2 protein-coding genes are annotated in these 1,109 nt (G+C 50.9%); both read right to left on the bottom strand.

From position 1 onward, the window contains the following. Window positions 1-107: 107 nt before the first annotated feature. Window positions 108-551 (bottom strand): rhodanese-like domain-containing protein, encoded by a 444-nt coding sequence (locus MJD61_09195; GenBank protein ID MCG8555445.1) that lies wholly within the window; start codon window positions 549-551, stop codon window positions 108-110. A 109-nt stretch (window positions 552-660) separates the two neighbouring features. Next, the coding region (locus MJD61_09190; protein MCG8555444.1) for a hypothetical protein at window positions 661-1,109 on the bottom strand (449 nt) is incomplete at its 5' end.

The following is a 1,109-nucleotide window of genomic DNA, read 5'->3' as shown; positions in this document are numbered from 1 at the left end:
TTTGGGGGCGTTTGAAAAACCGGTGGCGCAGCGATTTCGTGTGCGCTAGGATTGCTGAAACGAATTTAAGTAAAGTAGCGTGGTTCATGAAGTGTGAAGTGTGCGGTCTAAGCAGTCTTATCCTTCAGCGTTTCGTAACCTCGCTCGTCGTCGTTGCCATTGTCCACCGGATACCCAAGTTGCATCCAACCCATTTTGGCGATGGTACCGTACATGTCGCGGGCGCCGCTGAATCCACCATCTACATTAAACAGCGATTCGTATCCACACCGCTCAAGCAGCTCGCAGGCCCGCTGTGACCGAATACCGGAACCGCAGCAGAGAATCAGCTTGGCGTCTTTGGGGAAATTCGCTTGCATGACTTGCGTGAACTCCTCGTTATCCTGCAACTGTTGAATGGCGATATTGAGGTGTTGCACCGGCACGTTGTAGGAACCCGTGGGGTGAGCTTGTTGGAATTCTCCCTCCGATCGGACATCGATGTAGATGTGGCTGTTGTCTCCATCCAGCAAGGCTTTTGCTTCTTCGGGCGAGATCTGTGTTATGGGCATGTCGGCCCTCCACGTTTGTATGATTTCAGTGGTAGGTGAATCTAAGAATCAGAAAGAAAACTCTCAAGCCCTTTTCTCGCCGGTTTTACAACAGGAAGGTGCCTCCGGGTTAATCTATTCTCCGGTACACAACCGTATCATCTGTAAAGCTGACGGGCCGAAAATCCGCACCATCCTCACCCGACGGTCCCGCTTCGCAATCAAACTTGAGGCTGTTTGGATCCGCAAACTCGGCGATTCCGAACAACGTCTTATCTTCAAGCGGAGGACCGACGAATCCCATCAGGTCCAGGTGAAAGGGCGACGAGCCGGGATCGAATCTGTAGCGCACCTTCAAAGTGCCGGTCTCTGCAATTATCCAAGTGGCGGTATCGTTCCCATGAAAAATGAACACCTGACGATTGTCATTCCGGTCTACCCCCGACCATTTGCCTAGAAGCTTTTGGGAGGCGCTCTCAGTGCAAGCCGTAAACATCGAAATCATGACAAAGATTACTGTCATTTTAGAAATGCCCGTCATTCCAGCCTTCCTTTTATGAATTATGCTACTACCTGTGA

The organism is Pseudomonadota bacterium (assembly GCA_022361155.1).
Taxonomy (GTDB): Bacteria; Myxococcota_A; Polyangia; order Polyangiales; family JAKSBK01; genus JAKSBK01.
This window is presented reverse-complemented; position numbering and strand designations above follow the sequence as displayed.